Origin of the sequence: Enterobacter sp. V89_11 (assembly GCF_029967775.1) — a bacterium.
Lineage (GTDB): Bacteria > Pseudomonadota > Gammaproteobacteria > Enterobacterales > Enterobacteriaceae > Enterobacter > Enterobacter ludwigii.
In genome coordinates this window covers 36,071-51,980 of sequence record NZ_JASCAN010000026.1, presented here as the reverse complement: position 1 = coordinate 51,980, position 15,910 = coordinate 36,071, and the positions used below count along the sequence as shown (strand labels likewise).

Below are 15,910 nucleotides of genomic sequence, written 5' to 3'. Positions count from 1 at the left end.
GTTTCCGGCGGTTTTTTTTATGTCTGAACTTAGTCGTCTTCCGGGTCGTCCAGTTCAACCGGTGTTTGATACTCATCCGGCTTGATGACCAGCAGGTCACAGCGCAGATGGTCGATCACCTGTTCGGCGGTATTGCCCAGGAACGCGGCAGAAATACCGGTCCGGCCAATGGTACCCAGTACCACAATCCCCGCCTGCAGATGTTCTGCTAAATCCGGGATCACCTCTTCAGGCAACCCTTTTTCCACATGTGTCATTTTCTCATCGATGCTGAATTTCTGGCGTAACGCCTTCATGGCCAGCAGGTGCTGCCCCCGGATCGCATCGTTATACACGCTCGGGTCAAATTCAGGCAGCTCGATAGCAATATTAATCGGTGTTACCGGGTAAGCGCCCACCAGATGGACTTCAGTGTGGTTAACCTGCTCGGCAAGCTGGATCGTCTCCTTGACCAGCTTTTCATTGAGCGAATTGTGGTAATCCTCCTCGCTCGCCAGGTTGACCGCCACGACGGCCTTGCCGCCTTCTGGCCACGGCTGGTCTTTTACCATCCACACCGGGCAAGGGCATTTACGCAGCAGGTGCCAGTCGGTAGGGGTAAAGATCACGGATTCCAGCTTGTCGTGCTGGTGCGCCATTTTCAGCAACAGGTCGTGCCCACCGGCGACCACTTCCTGGATAATGGCTTCGAAAGGTCGGTTATGCCAGACCACTTTAATATCGATAGGAACACCCGCTTCCAGGTAATATTTGGCCTGTTCACGGATCCACGCGGTACGCTGGCTGATCACTCCCTGACGCATTGCGGTGCGTTCGTCAGGCGACAGAAGGGTGGTCATCTCATAAGAGAAGTCATAGATCGGCAAAAACGCTTTGATTTTGCCACCAATCCGTTGATGTAGATACACAGCACGTCGTAATGCCGGCTGATCGTCCTGGTTAGGATCGATAGCCACCAGCATGTTTTGATACTTTGCCATACAGGTCTCCTTACTACTGTCACCACAGTCTGTAATTAAAAGAGTAACCTATATATCTTGAATGAAACAGGGGGGAAGTTTTTGTCAGATCAATAAATCATGAAAATCTGTCACAGAAAAAGAACCGTTGTCGTTACCGCGATAAAGGCAATCAACAGCAGTACCATCACCGCAATCGCAAACGTCGTTGAATCCTGTACGTAGGTTTTTTCTTCACCCTTCATTGGCCCGACAAGCATGATCCAGATGAATATGAAGGTCACTGAGGCGATAACGACTGAAACGAAAAATAAACTTTCTCTCAATTCATAACCTCAACAAGAACCTTTCAGGGACTGAGTGGGGCGGTGCCAGGGAAACGTGGTGAAACGGAAGTGGTGACGTACCAGACCAATAAATCATAAAAATTTATCGGCCTGGCATCAATCATGCGGAGGCGTTATGCCACGTTGCGGGAGTGACCGGCAAGAACGGCCAGAGCTTCACCGTTTTCGATGGTAATGTATTTACCCTTAACGGCCAGCATTCCGCTTTTCTGGAAACGACCCAGCAGGCGGCTAATGGTTTCCACGGTCAGGCCCAGGTAGTTACCGATATCGCCACGCGTCATGGTCAGACGGAATTCACGCGGGGAGAAACCGCGCTCCGCGAAGCGGCGTGAGAGGTTATAGATAAACGCGGCCAGGCGTTCTTCTGCATTCTTTTTGGAAAGTAGCAGAATCATGTCCTGATCGCCTTTGATCTCACCGCTCATCAGACGCATCATCTGCTGACGCAGATTGGGCATTTTGCCTGAGAGATCGTCCAGCGTTTCAAACGGGATTTCGCAAACCATTGAGGTTTCCAGCGCCTGAGCAAAGCTCGGGTGATGGCCAGTACCGATGGCATCAAAGCCAACCAGGTCACCCGCCAGATGGAAGCCGGTGATCTGCTCATCACCCTGTTCCGTGATGGTGTAGCTTTTGATGGTGCCAGAACGGATAGCATAGAGCGATTTCAGTTCGTCTCCCGCTTTAAACAGCGTCTGCCCTTTCTGAATAGGCTTTTTGCGCTCGATGATATTATCAAGCTGATCGAGTTCATGCTCATTCAGAGTAAACGGGATACAGAGCTGGCTGATGCTGCAATCCTGGCAATGGATAGCACAACCGCCAGACTGAATGCGTCGTATAATTCGCTTTTCCGGGATCATAGGTTTGCTCAAGCCTTAATTGATATTGGTCAATTTTAACATCTTTTTGGTAAGTACGTAAGCCTGCCAAACCATCAATAAGGACAAGAGACGGCAACCTGTTGCCATCTTCTTGAAATTCCACAGCTTGATTATGGATTTTTAGCCTAACCGGAAGAAAATTAAGCACTAAAAGCCTGGAAACTAGAGCAGGAGATACCCCTCGTGACGCAGTAACCACTCCTTGCGCTGCACGCCACCGGCATAGCCGGTCAGGGTGCCGTTGCGGCCAATCACGCGGTGGCAGGGGACCACAATACTGACGGGGTTAGCGCCATTTGCCGCGCCGACCGCGCGGGCCGCGCCGGCACGGCCGAGCTGCCCGGCGAGCTGGCCGTAATGCATGACCTGTCCGCACGGAATACTGCGCAGCGCCTGCCACACTTCGCGCTGGAAAGGTGTGCCTGCCGTGGCGGTCGGCAGGGTGTCAATGATGCTGAGATCGCCCTCGAAGTACGCCGTCAGTTTGTCGCTCAGGCCGCCGGGGTTGGTGGCGCTGATACGTTCATAACCCTGCGCGCGATAGTGCACGTTGAGCAACGTGTCCATCCTGTCGCTGTGTTCTTCCCACTCAACGGCGCGCAGACAGAACTGCTCGTCTGCAATCACCCACAGTGGACCAAGCGGCGTGGCAATTTTATCTTCGAGTAATCTCAGCATCGTTAATCCTTTAGTGCAGCCTTGGGTAAATCCCCGGCCCAATCGGCAGACCGACAAGATACCATGCCACCAGCATCACCAGCCATACCCCTAAAAAGATAAGCGGATAGGGTAAAACCAGCGAATAGTAGGTACCCAGTTTTGCCTCTGGTTTATAGCGCTGCAGGAAGCCTAAAAACAGCGGAACAAACGGTGAGACCGGTGCCAGGGGGATGACGGAGGAGTCTGCGATACGAAACAGGATCTGGGCAAACGCCGGGTGGAACCCCAGCATCATAAACATCGGCACAAAGATGGGGGCCAGAATCGACCAGATAGCCGAGCCGCTGGCGATAAACATGCACAGCAGTGACGACAGCAGCGCAAGGCCGACAAATGCCGGGACGCCGCTTAACCCCGCCGCTTCCAGCGCATCGGTCAGCCCCACGGCCATAAATTTGCCCATGTTGCTCCAGTTAAACATCGCCACGAACTGCGCCAGCGGGAACACCATCACAATAAAGCCCGCCATCTCTTTCATGGGTTCGATCATCAGCTGCGGCAGATCGCCCTGACGGCGAATTTTGCCGGTGGCGATCCCATAGGCGAGCGAAACGACAAAGAAAAACAGAATAATCAGCGGCACAATGCCCTGAATAAACGGCGAGGGGAGAACGGTATGTTTAACCGGATCGCGCAGGATGCCGTTTTCCGGTACCACCATCAGCGCGACCGCGGCAATAAACGCCAGCGAGACCACGCCTGCCACGCGCAGGCCAACGCGTTGCTCTTTACTCAGCGTCTCCAGCTTCTCATCGCTTCGGCCTTCCCATTTCCCTAAACGCGGCTCTATAAGCTTATCGGTAATCAGTCCGCCCACCAGGGTCAGCAGGACCACCGAGCTGGCCATAAAGTACCAGTTGTCGATGACGCTGACGTGCATCGCGGTGTCGATGGTTTTGGCCGCCTCCGTGCTGATGCCTGAGAGCAGGACATCGGTGGTCACGATCAGCAGGTTGGCGGTAAAGCCGCAGCCTACGCCCGCAATCGCCGACAGCAGACCCGCCACGGGATGGCGTCCGACGGCGAGGAAAATCAGAGCGCCCATGGGCGGCATGATCACCAGCGCGGCATCAGAGGAGATGTGGCTAAAGAAGGCGATAAACAGCACCATGTAGCTGGCGTAACGTGCGCTGACGTGGGAGGCCATTTTCACCATCAGCGCCGGTAACAGACCGACACGCTCGGCAAGCCCGGCGCCCAGTACCAGCGCCAGAATGGCCCCCAGCGGGGCGAAGCCGCTGAAGTTTTTAACCACATTCGGTAAGAACCAGTGCAACCCTTCGACACTCAACAGGTTCTTGACCGCCACCATACTGCCATCGGCCGGACTGCGCACGCTGACATCAAAGGCGGACAGCACCGCTGTCGCCACCATTAAAACCACGATCAACCAGATAAAAAGCAGGAAAGGGTGCGGCACTTTATTGCCGATCCTTTCAACCCAGCCATAGAGCTTACCGGATGGGGAATGCGAAGGTATGGAAGACATACTCATGGGCGTTCCTCGGGACTGTTGTTGTGTTGTTGTGTTGTGTTTTATTATTTTAAAGGTGACGGTGTCACGCCTGACGGAATCGGACACACGTACGGTTTTTCGGTGATTTGTTGTTCGAACTCTTCCCGGCATTGTTGCAGCAGCGTTGCATCCTGGAGCAGATTTAGCGCGGTTGCGCCCATCACTTTTCCGGCCAGCAGCATGCCCTTATGAGCAATCGAGGTTCGCCCCTGAGCCACGAGTTGCCAGGTATGCAAAGGCGTTCCGATGGTAAAGCAGGGGCTGAAACACTGTGCCACCGGCATTTTCCAGCTGACATCGCCCACATCGGTTGACCCGGCCAGTACGTTATCGGTAATGGCGTAAGGTGCGACCTCATCTGTCAGTAACATCTCCTGCTGACGGCGCGCAAAAGCGTTACCGGCTTCTCCCCCCGTCGCGGCAATGTTCTTCAGGCTGTTTTGCAGGTCATTTGGCGTTAGCGTGGCACGAATATCCTGCGCAAACTGGCGCTCCTCTTCCGTCCACTCCGGCGTGCCGTAATGCTGCAGGGCGCGATACATCGCCGCTTCGAGCGTGCGGTTGGGCAGGTAGCTGGAGCAGGCTTTATCAAAGCGACACGCAACGGTGGTTTCGGTCATCATTGCCGCGCCCTGAGCGATTTTCTCGATACGTTCGTAGATCTGCTGCGCATCGGCCATTTCCGGCGCGCGGATCAGGTACAGCACTTCAGCCTGCGCCTGCACCACGTTGGGTGAGATTCCACCGGTATCGGTGATAGCGTAATGAACGCGCGCTTTCTCAATGATGTGTTCGTTGAGGAAATTGGTGCCAGTGGTCATCAGCGTTACGGCATCCAGCGCGCTACGCCCCAGATGTGGCGAGTTAGCAGCATGCGCCGCCACGCCGTGAAACCGCCAGGCGGCCTGAATATTGGCCAGCGTGCTGACGTTAAACATGCCGGCAAATGCTTCAGGGTGCCAGGTGACGGCGGCATCAACGTCATCAAACAAACCTTCGCGCACCATAAAGGTTTTCCCTGAACCACCTTCTTCACCAGGACAGCCGTAGAAACGCACGGTGCCGCTCCCCCCGTGCTGCTCCAGCCAGCTTTTCACCGCAATGGCACCCGCCAGCGCTGCCGTTCCCAGCAAATTGTGGCCACAGCCGTGGCCGTTGGCACCCGGCGTGGCGGACTGTGCCGTCGCGCAGTGTGCCTGCTGGCTCAATCCGGCCAGAGCATCATATTCCCCCAGCAGGGCGATAACGGGTTTACCGCTGCCGAAGCTGGCGATAAAGGCATTCGGAATCCCGCCGGCTTCACGGGTCAGATTGAAACCTTCCGCTTCCAGCGCGCCGGCAATCCGTTCCGCGGACCAGAACTCTTCAAAACGCGTTTCAGGGTGATCCCAGATGTCGTCGGCAATGTCGGTTAACAGCTGACATCGCGTGTCGATGGCATCGGCAATAAAAGCGTAGTTCTCCTGCATTACACACCTCGCGTCCACGGGAAATTAAGCGCAGTGCGCGCCAGCGTTTCGATAGCGAGGTTCATGACCTGCTCATCAAAATCAAATTTTTCATTGTGATGACCTGCGCTTAACTCGGTACCGAACACCATATACGACGCCATTCCGCCGTTCTGTTGCACGCGGGCCATCATCAGCGTCGCGTCTTCGGAACCTGCGGGGGCGTTGACTCTGTCAATGGCCTGCACCACGCCGGTCACCTGGCTTGCCTGCTGGCGCAGATAATCTACCCAGGCCGGTGTAGGGGCACTGGCGGTGGCGGCGCCCATCAGACGCATCTCGACGCTCACGCCGTAGAGTGCCGCCGCACCGGTAATCACGGCCTGCGCGCGTTCAAAGACGTACTGGTTAATGGCTTCGCTTACGCCGCGGGTTTCAACCTTGAGCAGGGCGTTAGCCGGCACGACGTTGCGTCCGCTGCCGGCCTGCATCACGCCGACATTCACCCGCGATGCACCTTCGCTGTGTGGGGCAATGCTGTGAAGCGCGATAGCGGCCTGAGCTGCGGCGAGCAGGGCATTCCGGCCGTCCTCCGGTTTACCGCCGGCGTGTGCGGCAACCCCGGTAAAATGCACATCGAACTTGGTGGTGGCCATAAAATTATCGCTGCCGCAGATCACCACACCGGCGGGCACACCGGTGCCAATGTGAATCGCGGTGAAGTAGTCCACATCGTCGAGCGCCCCGGCAGCCACCATGGCGCGAGCGCCTCGGGTGCCTTCCTCGGCAGGCTGGAAGATCAGTTTGATGGTGCCATTGAGTTGCGATTCATTCTGCTTAAGCACGTGCGCCAGCCCCAGACCAATGGTGGTGTGACCATCGTGGGCGCAGGCGTGCATCATCCCCGGGTTGCAGGAGGCAAATCCGTCGCGGAACGGGCGATGGCTGTCATCGAGTGCTTCGCTTAAATCCAGCGCGTCCATATCCACGCGAAACGCCAGCGTCGGTCCTGGGCGGCCGGTATTCAGGGTCGCCACAATGCCGGTAAATCCCCCTTCAAACGGGGCCAGCCATTTCTCTGGTGCGCCTTGCGCCCGGGCGCGGGCAAACTCTCGCGCCAGCGTGGCGTCATCGGGTAATCCCATACGGCTTTCGGCGTCTACCACGTCGCGGCCCATCGCCAGCGAATAACCCAACTGGTCTAAGATTTCCGCGACTTTCGCCGCCGTGCGAAATTCGAGCCATCCGGACTCCGCGAAATGGTGAAAATCGCGACGCCATGCGCTCAGTTGTGGGGCTAATGTCTGGATGTACTGCGCCAGTGATTCCATATCTGTTCCTGTCATCATTAAAATATGTGAACTGCTTCACGCTGTGATAGTTTTTACTTATCACTAACCGTTTTTTCACAGTTTTAACCGTTCAGGAATTACCCTCGCACATCCATTTCCATTAAAGTAGATGACAGTTTCTTTACTCTGATAAACAACGGTTATCGGTCGGGCTATGTCATTTCAGATTAAATTTCATCAAATCCGGGCGTTTGTTGAAGTCGCGCGTCAGGGCAGTATCCGCGGTGCCAGCAGGACGCTTAATCTTTCGCAACCGGCGCTGACTAAATCGATCAAAGAGCTGGAAGAGGGGATGGCGGCGCAGCTTTTTGTGCGCAGGAGTAAAGGCGTCGCATTGACCGAGTGTGGGGAAGGGTTTTACTCGCGCGCCAGGCTGATTCTGGAAGAGTTACGCGCGGCGCAGGATGATATCCGCCAGCGCCAGGGGGAACTGGCCGGACAGATTAATATTGGAATGGGAGCCAGTATTTCGCGAAGCCTTATGCCCGCGGTGATCACCCGCTTTCATGCACAACATCCGCAGGTAAAAGTCCGGATTATGGAAGGGCAACTGGTGTCGATGATCAATGAATTACGCCAGGGCGAGCTGGATTTCACCATCAATACCTATTATCAGGGGCCGTACGATCATGAGTTTACGTTTGAAAAATTGTTCGAAAAGCCTTTCGCCGTATTTTGTCGGGAAGGGCATCCGGCGACGGGCGCGACATCCATTACCGAATTGCTGAATTATAACTGGACAATGCCGACGCCACGCGGGAGTTATTATAAGCAATTAGAAGATGTTTTTACTCATCGCTCGCAAATACCGCGCATTGACGTTGTTTGCGAAACGTTTTCTTCCTGCATTAGTCTTGTTGCACAAAGTGATTTTTTAAGTATCCTGCCAAAGGAACTGGGCTGTGACCCGCTGCTGGCGCACCGTCTGGTTATGCTGCCCGTTGTCGAATCGCTACCTAAAGCGGCCTATTATTTAATTCAGCGCCGTGATTCTCGTCAGACACCCCTGACCGAATCGTTAATTACGCAATTCAGAAGAGAGGCGCGGAAAATAGTATCGGAGTGAAGCGGGGAGTAAAATAAAAAAACAGAGCCTGTCCGACATCAGACAGACCCTACAACACACAGCAGTGCTTCCCTTCGCAGATCCTGAATGTTATATCCGTGAAGCAGGTTTATTTAATTATAACAGCCAACCCTCAAAAAGATATGTTTTAGCATCATTGATTCCACATTTTTTTAACCTAAACTTTCTGTTTTATGTGTGCTGAAATTTAAGTTAAGTCGCGTTTAACTTATGCGGAGAAATAATTTTTATATTCATCAGGTTAATGTTTATGCCCCCATCCTGGGGTAGCGGTTATTGAGGCCCATGCCTGGCGCAGGTATAGTACAGGCTCAGATGTAGCGGGAGGATGTCCATGAACCCTGACGACAAATCACTTTTTCTTGACGCCATGGAGGGTATCCAGCCCCTGAAGCGCTGCACGGATATTCACTGGCAGCCGAGCCGCAACACGCGAACGCGTCAGGAGATTGATACCGAGCAACTGGATAACTTCCTGACCCTGGGCTTCCTGGAACTTCTGCCCCTGGAGGAGCCGCTGGCGTTCAGACGGGAAGGGGTGCAACAGGGCGTTATTGATAAGCTCCGCTCGGGTAAATATTCCCGCCAGGCCAGCTTAAATCTGTTACGCCAGCCCGCCGAGCGTTGCCGGCAGATGCTGTTTTCCTTTATCCGCCAGGCTGGACGCGATGGATTACGTAACCTGGTGATCATTCATGGAAAAGGGCGGGAGCAGAACGCTCATCCCAACGTGGTACGCAGTTATCTGGCGCGCTGGTTAACCGAGTTCGAGGAAGTGCAGGCCTTTTGCGTGGCGCTGCCGCATCACGGCGGCAGCGGAGCATGCTATGTTTCGCTACGAAAGTCTGACGAAGCGAAACAGGAGAACTGGGAACGGCACGCTAAGCGCAGCCGTTAAGTGCTTCTGGCGGGCGAGACGTTCGCCCGCCTGTCACTCAGAAGGTTTCCCAGTTGCTGTCGGTGGCGGTGTCGGCCGTTGCCGGGCGTAACAGCTGTGGGGTTTTCACCGTGGCCGGGCGGGGCGCGGTGGCTTTTTCCTTTCCGTTCAGGCGAAACGCTGCCACAGCCTGGCGCAGTTGTTCCGACTGATCTTCCAGGGCCGCCGCCGCCGTGGCGGATTGCTGTACCAGCGCGGCGTTTTGCTGTGTGACGCTGTCCATCTGCGAAACGGCCAGGCTCACCTGTTCGATGCCGCGGCTCTGTTCATCGGACGCCGACGAAATCTCGCCCATGATATCGGTCACGCGGGTCACGGCAGCGACAATCTCCTTCATGGTTGCGCCCGCTTCGCTGACCTGCTCTGAACCGGTATTCACCCGGCTGACGGAGTTCTCAATCAGCCCTTTGATCTCTTTCGCCGCCTGCGCACTGCGGCTGGCCAGCGTGCGGACTTCACCTGCGACTACCGCAAAGCCACGACCTTGCTCCCCGGCACGCGCAGCTTCCACCGCCGCGTTAAGCGCCAGAATGTTTGTCTGGAAGGCAATGCTGTCAATCACGCCGGTAATGTGCGCAATTTGCTGCGAGCTGTCGGCGATTTCGGTCATGGTACGGACAACGTTATCCACCACGTGACCGCCACGGGCCGCCGTTTCTGAAGCGTTCTTCGCCAGTAGCGTAGCCTGACGGGCGTTGTCGGAGTTCTGTTTAACCGTAGCGGTCAGCTCTTCCATGCTGGCAGCCGTCTCCTCCAGCGAAGCCGCCTGTTGCTCGGTGCGGGCAGACAGATCGTTGCTTCCGGCGGCAATTTCACCTGCGCCTGTGTAAATGGAGTCGGTGCTACCACGCACGGCGCTGACGGTGGTCACCAGCGACTGCTGCATCTCATGCAGACCCGCCGCCAGCTGGCCCATCTCATTGCGGCCAGACAGGGCGATATCCTGCGTCAGATCGCCGCCCGCAATGGCGCGAATATGGTTCATAATCATGTGGAGCGGTTTTAACAGCAGGTGTTGTAAACCCTGCCAGATCACCACCAGCACCGCGATAACGGCCAGGAAGATCGCTGCCAGCGTCCATTGCATCTGGGTAAAGCTGCTCTGGTTCTCTTCGGTTGCGGCTTTCAGCAGGGTGTTGTTTTCGGCGCGCCAGCGGTTATAAACCCCTTCCATATCGTCCTGGGCCTGTTGGGCATCCAGATCGCCATAGGCCTGGTAGTTGTCGGCACGCAGATACGCAATGGAGAGACGCATTACTTCATGCATCTGGCTCCATGATTTCTGCATTTCGTCGGTTAATGCCGCGTTCTGGCCGTTAACCTGCGGCATTTTCTGCCACTCTTTGTTATAGGCTTCAGCTTTAGCCAGAGAATCAGCCGCGGTGCCAAGCAGTTTGTTGATCGCCGCAAGGGACGCCGGGTCACGCTGGTTTTTCAGGTAGCGGATCGCCACGCGGGTGACGGTGACGCGCGTTTTGATCAGCGTGTTCACGCTGTCGCTCAGGCTCTCCTGCTGGGCATTGAGCACCCCGGAGTTCTGGAAGTTATGGCGGTCGTTGCTGACGGCAGAGTAGAACAACCCTCCCGTGACAACTTGCAACAGACAGAATATGGTGAGAGCAAAGATAATACCGGTAATCACGTGCAGATTTTTCAGCATAGCGGTCGTCCGTTAGAGAAGATGCAGGGTTACACAAATACTATCGTCGTAGAGAAATTAAACTTTAATTTAACTCGCGCTTAACTACGGGGTCTGTTATGGAACTCGTTGTAAATCCGGATCATTTTTATGAGGAAGGTCGACATGAGCAGCATTGATAAAAGCGGGACGTACGCACTGGGGTCGCGGACGGTTAAACGGCTTGGCTATGGCGCGATGCAGCTTGCCGGGCCGGGCGTGTTTGGTCCTCCAAAGGACAAAAATGCCGCGCTGGATGTGCTCCGCGAAGCGGTGGCTGCTGGGGTGAATCACATTGATACCAGCGATTTTTACGGGCCGCATATCACCAACCAGCTGATCCGCGAGGCGCTTCATCCGTACCGCGACGATCTGACGCTCGTCACCAAGATCGGTGCCCGTCGCGGCAGTGATGCCTCCTGGCTGCCGGCCTTCTCCGCGCAGGAACTGACGCAGGCGGTACATGACAACCTGCGTAATCTGCAGCTGGATGTGCTGGACGTGGTTAATCTGCGCATCATGTTCAGCGCACACGGGCCAGCAGAAGGCTCAATTGCTGAACCTCTCACCACGCTGGCCGAGTTACAACAGCAAGGTTTGGTGCGCCATATTGGCCTGAGCAACGTCACGGCCACCCAGGTTGCGGAAGCGCAGAAGATGGTGCAGGTGGTGTGTGTGCAGAACATGTACAACATCGTGAACCGTGGCGATGATGCGCTGGTGGATTCGCTGGCGCAGCAGGGGATTGCGTATGTGCCGTTCTTCCCGCTGGGTGGTTTTACACCCCTGCAATCATCCGGGCTGCAGGCGGTCGCTGATTCGCTGGGCGTAACGGCAATGCAGGTCGCGCTGGCGTGGTTGCTGCAACGTTCGCCGAACATCCTGCTGATCCCCGGCACCTCCTCCGTGGCGCATCTGCGACAAAATCTTGCGGCGGCGGAGCTGGTACTCCCGGCTGACGCGCTGGAAACGCTTGATTCGCTGGCGGATTAAGCCAGACAAGCATAAGCCCAAAGCAGTGCTTTGGGCTTTTTTGCACCGGTTGAAACCTGGATGTCGTTGCCGCAGGCGTTATCTGGCTATTCTTTCGCCGATGCGCAGGATACGGCTGAATTAAATCCGCTCACACTTCAATGCGTTTGGGGTAACCCTCGTAAAGGACCTTGATCCTTGTCCATAATCCGTAATACTGTATTTATATACAGTATTTGGCGAGAAAGGCATTTATGGACACTCTCTTTTCTTATTATCCAAAGCAACCCCTTGAATTACCGTTATTTGTAGAACGCGTAGCGTGTGGTTTTCCAAGCCCGGCACAGGATTATGTGGAAGATCGTCTCGATCTTAACCGCCTGGCCGTCAGGCATCCCAGCGCGACCTACTTTGTGAAGGTGAGCGGAGACTCGATGATCGGCGTTGGGATCGGCGATGGCGATCTGCTGGTCGTCGATCGTTCGTTAAACGCCGTGCACGGGGATATTGTGGTGGCATCCGTCGCGGGTGAGTTTACGGTCAAAGAGCTGCAGACCCGCCCGATCCTGAGGTTAGTGCCGCATAACGTTCGCTATCAGCCGATCACGTTTCAGTCCGAAGAGGAACTGCAGATCTTCGGTGTTGTCACCCACACACTCAAAACGCATAAACATGTTCGCACTGGTTGATGTGAACAGCTTTTATGCCTCCTGCGAGACGGTGTTTCGGCCCGATCTGCGGGGCAAACCCGTGGTGGTGGTCTCCAATAACGACGGCTGCATTATTTCGCTGTCGCGGGAGGCAAAGCAGTTCGATATAAAAATGGGCGAGCCGTATTTCAAATTCAAAGAGAAGCGCTTTCCCGCGCGGGTTTACGTCTTTAGCTCGAACTATGCGCTTTACGCCGATCTCAGCAGCCGGGTGATGCAGACGCTGACCGACTTCGCCCCGGCCATAGAGATTTACTCCATTGATGAGGCGTTTGTGAACGTTGCTGGCGTCAGCAACTGCATGGCGCTGGAGGCGTTTGGTCATCATATGCGCACGCAGGTGTTTAAAAATACGGGATTAACCGTTGGCGTAGGCATTGCCCCCACGAAAACGCTGGCGAAGCTGGCCAACTATGCGGCAAAGCGGTGGAGCAGCACGGGAGGCGTAGTGGATTTATCGGATCGCGAGCGGCAGCGTAAACTGCTGGCGCGCGTACCGGTAGAGGAGGTGTGGGGCGTCGGGCGGCGCATTACCAAAAAACTTAATGCGATGGGCGTCACCACGGCGCTGGATCTGGCACAAGCTTCCTCGTGGGTCATCCGCAAACATTTTAACGTTGTCCTGGAGCGCACGGCGCGCGAGTTGCGCGGCGAGCCCTGTCTTGATCTGGAAGAGTTCACGCCCACGAAGCAGCAGATTATCTGTAGCCGCTCGTTTGGACACCGTATTACGCAATATGAGGAGATGCACCAGGCCATTTGCGCCTACGCTGAACGGGCTGCGGAAAAGCTGCGCAGCGAGCATCAATATTGTCGCTTTATCAGCGTGTTTTTGCGTACCAGCCCGCATGCGGACAACGAGGTTTATTACGGCAATCAGGCGTCTGTCACCCTGATGACGCCCACCAATGACTCGCGCGATATCATCCGTGCCGCCACCGATGCGCTGGGGCGCATATGGCTTGACGGCTATCGCTACATGAAAGCGGGGGTGATGCTGGCGGACTTTTTCAGTAGCGGCGTCGCCCAGCTGAATTTATTTGACGATAACCGTTTGCGCGCCAACAGCGCGGCGCTGATGGCGCTGATCGACAGCGTGAATCATTCCGGGAAAGGGAAGATATGGTTTGCCGGGCAGGGGATTGAGAAATCCTGGGCGATGAAGCGCGAGATGTTGTCACCGGCTTATACGACGCGGTACGCGGATTTGCCGGTAGCGAAGTAGACGCCGGTTATTTGGCAAGCGACGGCAGGATTTGTTCGATCACCTGTATCACGCTTCTGACGCGTTGTGGGATAAAGCGGGCGTCGGGGTAGACGGCATAGAGATACCGGTCAGGTAACCGCCAGGCCGGTAATACCGGCACCAGCGTGCCGGCTTGCAACGCCTTTGCCGCAAGCGGCAGCTGCATGCCGCCAATCCCGATGCCTGACTCCAGCGCCTGTAACAGGGCATCACTGGTGTTGGCACGAAAAACGGTATGCACTTTCACGTCAATTGTTTCCTCACCGGCGATCAACCGTAGAGGCGCATCCCGCGGGATGCCGCTAAATCGCACATGGGGATGTGCCGCCAGTTCGCTGACGGAGTGTACCGCCTGAAAGCCGGGAGCAGCGAACAGCGCGGTTTCAATCCGCATCAGAAGACGTGCCGCATGCGATTGTGGAGGTTCAGCGCTAAGGCGTAGCGCGACATCCACCCCTTCGCTCACCAGGTCGGCGATGCGGTCATCCAGGGACAACGTCAGGTGCAATGCCGGATGCAGGCGCTGAAGCGCCAGCAGAGGGGGCAAAACGATCTGCCCCAGACCGCTTGGCAACTGAACATGGACGCTGCCCTGAAACTGATGATCGGCAGGATTCAACCGTCTCTCCGCTTCCTGCATGGCATCCAGCAAAAGCTGCATATCACGGCGATAACGTTCACCCTGCTCGGTGAGCTTCATCATTCGCGTTGTCCGATGCAGTAATACCACCCCGAGCTCCTGTTCCAGGGCGACAATCTGCTGGCTGACGGCAGACTGCTTCATTCCGCTCTGACGAGCGGCTGCCGAAAAGGAACCCGCTTCTGCGACGCGCAGAAAGGTGGAAATGGCGTTGAGCTTATTGTTCATTTAATGTTTTTTCTTATAAGTGCCATCGAATTCAGGGGATATGTAGGGAAAAAATAATATATCACACTGTGTCTGTCACCCTAACTGGAGAAACACCGTGAATAAGATGCAGCCACAAAACGTCGCGCTGGTCGCTGGCGCCAGCGGGATCGTAGGCAGACAGCTCGTCAAAACACTCCTGGACAACAAATGGCAGGTGATTGGCCTGAGCCGCCATGCCTTATCCCATCCTGATGCTATTTCGCTGATCAACGTGGATTTACTGGATGCGGAGGATAGCGCCAGGGCTTTGCAAGCCGCTGGCGAGATCACCCATATTTTTTACAGTGCCTGGATGAATGCCGGGAGCTGGACGGAAATGGTTGAACCGAACGTCACGATGTTGCGCAACCTGGTCAGCAATATTGAAAAAACGGCGCCTTTGCAGACGGTAAGCCTGATGCAGGGATACAAAGTGTATGGCGCGCACCTGGGACCGTTCAAAACCCCGGCACGCGAAAGCGATCCGGGCGTACCCGGAGCAGAATTTAACGCCGCTCAGCTCGCGTGGCTCCGTGATTTTCAGCGGGGAAAACGCTGGCACTGGAATGCCATCAGGCCAGGCGTGGTGGGCAGTTCGGTGCCAGGCAATACCATGAACCTTGCGCTGAGCATCGCACTGTATGCGTCCCTGTGTAAGGCTCTGGGTTTACCTCTGCGTTTTCCCGGTTCGGAACAGACCTGGCACAGCATTGTTGATCATACTGACGCCGGATTGCTGGCGGAGGCAACGCTGTGGGCAGCCACATCACGTAGGGCTAACAACCAGGCTTTCAACGTGAATAATGGGGACATCTGGCGCTGGAGCGAGCTGTGGCCGCGCATCGCACGCTGGTTTGAACTGGACTCTGCGCCGCCGGTCAGATTGTCATTCCATCAGCTGTTTAAGGACTATCGTGCGTTATGGCGCGACATTGCCGGGGATCGGTTGGTGGAGGCGGATATTTTGCAGCTGAACGACGGGCATTTTGCCGATTTTGTCTTTAGCTGGAATTACGACATGTTTGGCGACGGCAGTAAGCTCCGCCGGTCAGGGTTCACGCGAATGCAGGCAACCGATGAGATGTTTTTCAGCCTGTTCTCGCAGCTAAGAGCGGCACGTATTATTCCGTGAAAAAAAGGAGTGCGTTTCTGACGGCAGTAA

15 protein-coding genes are annotated in these 15,910 nt (G+C 55.5%); 6 read left to right on the top strand and 9 right to left on the bottom strand.

Translation table 11 applies throughout. The features are described from left to right. Nucleotides 1-29: 29 nt before the first annotated feature. From uspE to QLG09_RS19880, 7 genes are all read right to left on the bottom strand, one after another. Nucleotides 30-980, bottom strand: coding sequence for a universal stress protein UspE (gene uspE, locus QLG09_RS19910; RefSeq protein WP_014169827.1), 951 nt, complete (start codon nucleotides 978-980; stop codon nucleotides 30-32). A gap of 110 nt (nucleotides 981-1,090) precedes the next feature. Beyond that, a complete protein-coding gene (locus tag QLG09_RS19905; RefSeq protein ID WP_223398027.1) occupies nucleotides 1,091-1,243 on the bottom strand; it encodes a hypothetical protein in 153 nt (50 codons plus the stop codon). A 176-nt stretch (nucleotides 1,244-1,419) separates the two neighbouring features. Next, nucleotides 1,420-2,172: a fumarate/nitrate reduction transcriptional regulator Fnr gene (gene fnr, locus QLG09_RS19900; protein ID WP_014070017.1), complete on the bottom strand. Its 753-nt coding sequence runs from the start codon at nucleotides 2,170-2,172 to the stop codon at nucleotides 1,420-1,422. Between the two features lie 183 nt (nucleotides 2,173-2,355). Beyond that, the gene (gene ogt / locus QLG09_RS19895) at nucleotides 2,356-2,871 is read right to left on the bottom strand and encodes a methylated-DNA--[protein]-cysteine S-methyltransferase (RefSeq protein WP_020884306.1); all 516 of its coding nucleotides are present in this window, start codon (nucleotides 2,869-2,871) and stop codon (nucleotides 2,356-2,358) included. A gap of 10 nt (nucleotides 2,872-2,881) precedes the next feature. Continuing rightward, entirely contained in the window at nucleotides 2,882-4,408 is a 1,527-nt protein-coding gene (gene abgT, locus QLG09_RS19890) for a p-aminobenzoyl-glutamate transporter (RefSeq protein WP_020884305.1), read from the bottom strand. 44 nt (nucleotides 4,409-4,452) lie between these two features. Continuing rightward, a complete protein-coding gene (locus QLG09_RS19885) occupies nucleotides 4,453-5,898 on the bottom strand; it encodes a M20 family metallopeptidase (protein ID WP_047955515.1) in 1,446 nt (481 codons plus the stop codon). Further along, the gene (locus QLG09_RS19880) at nucleotides 5,898-7,208 is read right to left on the bottom strand and encodes a M20 family metallo-hydrolase (protein ID WP_063156053.1); all 1,311 of its coding nucleotides are present in this window, start codon (nucleotides 7,206-7,208) and stop codon (nucleotides 5,898-5,900) included. The genes QLG09_RS19885 and QLG09_RS19880 overlap by 1 nt, the downstream gene beginning before the upstream one ends. A 175-nt stretch (nucleotides 7,209-7,383) precedes the next feature. Between QLG09_RS19880 and QLG09_RS19875 the strand changes: the two genes are divergently transcribed. Further along, a complete protein-coding gene (locus QLG09_RS19875; RefSeq protein WP_014169834.1) occupies nucleotides 7,384-8,295 on the top strand; it encodes a LysR family transcriptional regulator in 912 nt (303 codons plus the stop codon). A 355-nt stretch (nucleotides 8,296-8,650) separates the two neighbouring features. Further along, nucleotides 8,651-9,214 carry a DNA endonuclease SmrA gene (smrA, locus tag QLG09_RS19870; RefSeq protein ID WP_020884302.1) on the top strand — a complete coding sequence of 188 codons (564 nt, stop codon included), beginning with the start codon at nucleotides 8,651-8,653 and terminating at the stop codon, nucleotides 9,212-9,214. Between the two features lie 37 nt (nucleotides 9,215-9,251). Here the strand turns inward: smrA and QLG09_RS19865 are convergent, their stop codons facing one another. Further along, nucleotides 9,252-10,913 (bottom strand): methyl-accepting chemotaxis protein, encoded by a 1,662-nt coding sequence (locus QLG09_RS19865; protein WP_044858599.1) that lies wholly within the window; start codon nucleotides 10,911-10,913, stop codon nucleotides 9,252-9,254. Between the two features lie 144 nt (nucleotides 10,914-11,057). On the opposite strand from QLG09_RS19865, the gene QLG09_RS19860 reads away from it, so the two are divergent. The 3 genes from QLG09_RS19860 to umuC all read left to right on the top strand — a co-directional run bounded on the left by QLG09_RS19860 (nucleotide 11,058) and on the right by umuC (nucleotide 13,838). Further along, a complete protein-coding gene (locus tag QLG09_RS19860) occupies nucleotides 11,058-11,924 on the top strand; it encodes an aldo/keto reductase family oxidoreductase (protein ID WP_049022528.1) in 867 nt (288 codons plus the stop codon). Nucleotides 11,925-12,157: 233 nt separating this feature from the next. After that, nucleotides 12,158-12,592, top strand: coding sequence for a translesion error-prone DNA polymerase V autoproteolytic subunit (umuD, locus tag QLG09_RS19855; protein WP_044866940.1), 435 nt, complete (start codon nucleotides 12,158-12,160; stop codon nucleotides 12,590-12,592). Beyond that, complete coding sequence (umuC, locus tag QLG09_RS19850; RefSeq protein WP_014169839.1) at nucleotides 12,576-13,838, top strand: translesion error-prone DNA polymerase V subunit UmuC; 1,263 nt, start codon at nucleotides 12,576-12,578, stop codon at nucleotides 13,836-13,838. Before umuD ends, umuC begins: the two co-directional genes overlap by 17 nt. 7 nt (nucleotides 13,839-13,845) lie before the next feature. Here the strand turns inward: umuC and QLG09_RS19845 are convergent, their stop codons facing one another. Beyond that, nucleotides 13,846-14,727, bottom strand: a complete 882-nt coding sequence (locus QLG09_RS19845) for a LysR family transcriptional regulator (RefSeq protein WP_049022527.1) — start codon at nucleotides 14,725-14,727, stop codon at nucleotides 13,846-13,848. 97 nt (nucleotides 14,728-14,824) lie between these two features. On the opposite strand from QLG09_RS19845, the gene QLG09_RS19840 reads away from it, so the two are divergent. Beyond that, nucleotides 14,825-15,880 (top strand): SDR family oxidoreductase, encoded by a 1,056-nt coding sequence (locus QLG09_RS19840; RefSeq protein ID WP_044868126.1) that lies wholly within the window; start codon nucleotides 14,825-14,827, stop codon nucleotides 15,878-15,880. The last annotated feature ends 30 nt before the right edge of the window (nucleotides 15,881-15,910 follow it).